This window comes from Cupriavidus necator (genome assembly GCF_040578825.1).
Lineage (GTDB): Bacteria > Pseudomonadota > Gammaproteobacteria > Burkholderiales > Burkholderiaceae > Cupriavidus > Cupriavidus necator_E.
Genome location: NZ_JBEFLI010000157.1, coordinates 1 through 3,240 on the forward strand (window position 1 = coordinate 1; position 3,240 = coordinate 3,240).

The 3,240-nt window shown below is 63.4% G+C and carries 4 protein-coding genes; all 4 read left to right on the forward strand.

All coding sequences use genetic code 11. The annotated features are described in order from the left end of the window. Positions 1 to 345, forward strand: a 345-nt coding sequence (gene sdhC / locus AB1I47_RS33525; RefSeq protein WP_354687948.1) for a succinate dehydrogenase, cytochrome b556 subunit, incomplete at its 5' end; no start/stop codon positions are given. An 11-nt stretch (positions 346 to 356) separates the two neighbouring features. Then, positions 357 to 722, forward strand: coding sequence for a succinate dehydrogenase, hydrophobic membrane anchor protein (sdhD, locus tag AB1I47_RS33530; RefSeq protein WP_116356964.1), 366 nt, complete (start codon positions 357 to 359; stop codon positions 720 to 722). Between the two features lie 3 nt (positions 723 to 725). Next, positions 726 to 2,504 (forward strand): succinate dehydrogenase flavoprotein subunit, encoded by a 1,779-nt coding sequence (gene sdhA / locus AB1I47_RS33535; protein WP_354687949.1) that lies wholly within the window; start codon positions 726 to 728, stop codon positions 2,502 to 2,504. Positions 2,505 to 2,538: 34 nt separating this feature from the next. Beyond that, entirely contained in the window at positions 2,539 to 3,240 is a 702-nt protein-coding gene (locus AB1I47_RS33540) for a succinate dehydrogenase iron-sulfur subunit (protein ID WP_010814619.1), read from the forward strand.

The window sequence follows — 3,240 nt, forward strand, 5'->3', positions numbered from 1 at the left end:
TACCGGTTGCCCTGGGCCGGCAAGGTATCCATCCTGCATCGCGTCAGCGGTGCACTGATGTTCCTCCTTCTTCCCTTCGTCCTGTATCTGTTTGAGCAGAGCATCACCTCCGAACTGAGCTTCGCAAAGTTCTCGGCCCTTATGTCCGGTGGCTTTGTCAAGCTGGTTGTGCTGGCCCTGATCTGGGGTTATCTGCATCACTTCTGCGCTGGTATCCGCTTCCTGCTGCTGGATGTGCACGTTGGTGTCTCCAAGCCCGCTTCGGCCAAGTCTGCCATCAGCGTGCTGGTTGTCAGCCTGCTGCTTACCCTGATTTTCGGCCTGAAGCTGTTCGGCCTGTTCTGAGGAGAATCACGGTGGCAAATAACAATATCGGTCCCAAGCGTCTTGTCGTCGGTGCCCACTACGGCCTGAAAGACTGGCTCGCGCAACGCGTCACGGCCGTGGTCATGGTGGTCTTCACCGTGGTCCTGGCCATTGCCTTCCTGCTGTCGAACGGCGCTTCGTACGAAGCGTGGGCAGGGCTCTTCGCCAACCAGTGGATGAAGATCCTCACGTTCCTGACCATCCTGTCGCTGCTGTACCACGCCTGGATCGGCGTGCGCGATATCTGGATGGACTATGTGCGTCCGATGGCGGTTCGCCTCGTGCTGCAAGTTCTTACGATTCTGTGGCTCGTCGGTTGCGCGGGCTACGCTGCTCAGATTCTCTGGAGGGTGTAATAAATGGTCGCAGTCAAGACTGGATTGCCGCGTCGCCGCTTTGACGTGGTCATCGTCGGTGCTGGCGGCGCCGGGATGCGCGCATCCCTCCAGCTCGCGGAGGCCGGCCTGAACGTGGCCGTGCTGTCCAAGGTGTTCCCGACCCGCTCGCACACCGTGGCGGCGCAGGGCGGCATCGGTGCATCGCTCGGCAACATGAGCGAAGACAACTGGCACTATCACTTCTACGACACCATCAAGGGCTCGGACTGGCTGGGTGACCAGGACGCGATCGAGTTCATGTGCCGCGAAGCGCCGAAGGTGGTGTACGAGCTCGAACACTTCGGCATGCCGTTCGACCGCAACCCCGACGGCACCATCTACCAGCGCCCGTTCGGCGGCCACACCGCCAACTACGGTGAAAAGCCCGTGCAGCGTGCCTGCGCCGCGGCTGACCGTACCGGCCACGCGCTGCTGCACACGCTGTACCAGCGCAACGTGCGCGCCAAGACCCACTTCTTCGTCGAATGGATGGCGCTGGACCTGATCCGCGACCAGGACGGCGACGTGCTGGGCGTGACCGCGCTGGAAATGGAAACCGGCGAGGTCTACATCCTCGAGGCCAAGACCACGCTGTTCGCGACCGGCGGTGCCGGCCGCATCTACGCCGCTTCCACCAACGCCTTCATCAACACCGGTGACGGCCTGGGCATGGCGGCGCGCGCTGGCGTGCCGCTGGAAGACATGGAATTCTGGCAGTTCCACCCGACCGGCGTGGCCGGCGCGGGCGTGCTGATCACCGAAGGCGTGCGCGGCGAGGGCGGGATCCTGCGCAACAAGGACGGCGAGCGCTTCATGGAGCGCTATGCCCCGACGCTGAAGGACCTGGCGCCGCGCGACTTCGTCTCGCGCTCGATGGACCAGGAAATCAAGGAAGGCCGCGGCTGCGGCCCGAACGGCGACTACGTGCTGCTCGACCTGACCCACGTCGGCGCCGAGACCATCATGAAGCGCCTGCCGTCGATCCGCGAAATCGGCCTGAAGTTCGCCAACGTCGACGCGATCAAGGAACCGATTCCGGTGGTCCCGACCATCCACTACCAGATGGGTGGCATTCCGACCAACTACCACGGCCAGGTCGTGGTGCCGAAGAACGGCAACCCGAACGAAGTCCTGAACGGCTTCTACGCGATCGGCGAATGCTCGTGCGTGTCGGTGCACGGCGCCAACCGCCTGGGCACCAACTCGCTGCTGGACCTGGTGGTGTTCGGCCGCGCCGCCGGCAACCACATCATCGCGCAGAACCTGAAGCAGAAAGAGCACAAGCCGCTGCCGGCCGACGCTGCCGACCTGGCGCTGTCGCGCCTGGCCAAGCTGCAGTCGTCGTCCTCGGGCGAGTACACGCAGGACGTCGCCAACGACATCCGCCGCAACATGCAGTCGCATGCCGGCGTGTTCCGTACCCAGAAGCTGATGGACGAAGGCGTCGACCGCATCCTGGAAGTGGCGCAGCGTGCCGACAACATCCACCTGAAGGACAAGTCCAAGGTCTTCAACACCGCGCTGGTGGAAGCCCTGGAAGTGGCCAACCTGGTGGAAGTGGCCAAGGCCACCATGATCTCGGCGGCCGCGCGCAAGGAATCGCGCGGTGCCCACGCGCACAGCGACTTCCCCAACCGCGACGACCAGAACTGGCTCAAGCACACGCTGTTCTACAGCGAAGGCAACCGCCTCGACTACAAGCCGGTGAAGATGGAACCGCTGACGGTGGAAAGCGTGCCGCCGAAGGCCCGTACCTTCTGAGCACCGCATCGTAGAGACAACAGGACCCACAGAAATGAAGCGTATTTTCGAAGTCTACCGCTACGATCCGGACAAGGATGCGGCACCGCGCATGCAGACCTACGAGGTCGAGCTGGACGGTCACGAGCGCATGCTGCTGGACGCGCTGGTCAAGCTGAAGAAGCTGGACGAGACCATCTCGTTCCGCCGTTCGTGCCGCGAAGGCGTGTGCGGCTCGGACGCGATGAACATCAACGGCAAGAACGGCCTGGCGTGCCTGACCAACATGCGCGAGCTGCCGGACCGCATCGTGCTGCGTCCGCTGCCCGGCCTGCCGGTGGTGCGCGACCTGATCGTCGACATGACGAACTTCTTCAAGCAGTACAACTCGATCAAGCCGTTCCTGATCAACGACGAGCCGCCGCCCGAGAAAGAGCGCCTGCAGTCGCCGGAAGAGCGTGACGAGCTGGACGGCCTGTATGAGTGCATCCTGTGCGCGAGCTGCTCGACGTCGTGCCCGTCGTTCTGGTGGAATCCGGACAAGTTCGTCGGCCCGGCCGGCCTGCTGCAGGCTTACCGCTTTATTGCGGACAGCCGCGACCAGGCCACCAACGAGCGCCTGGACAACCTGAACGACCCGTACCGCCTGTTCCGCTGCCACAGCATCATGAACTGCGTCGATGTGTGCCCGAAGGGACTGAACCCGACCAAGGCCATCGGCAAGATCAAGGAGCTGATGGTCCGCCGCGCGGTTTGA

Coding starts and splice junctions, on each gene's coding strand:
- sdhA (WP_354687949.1), top strand. CDS start 726: ATGGTCGCAGTCAAGACTGGATTGCCGCGTCGCCGCTTTGACGTGGTC.
- AB1I47_RS33540 (WP_010814619.1), top strand. CDS start 2,539: ATGAAGCGTATTTTCGAAGTCTACCGCTACGATCCGGACAAGGATGCG.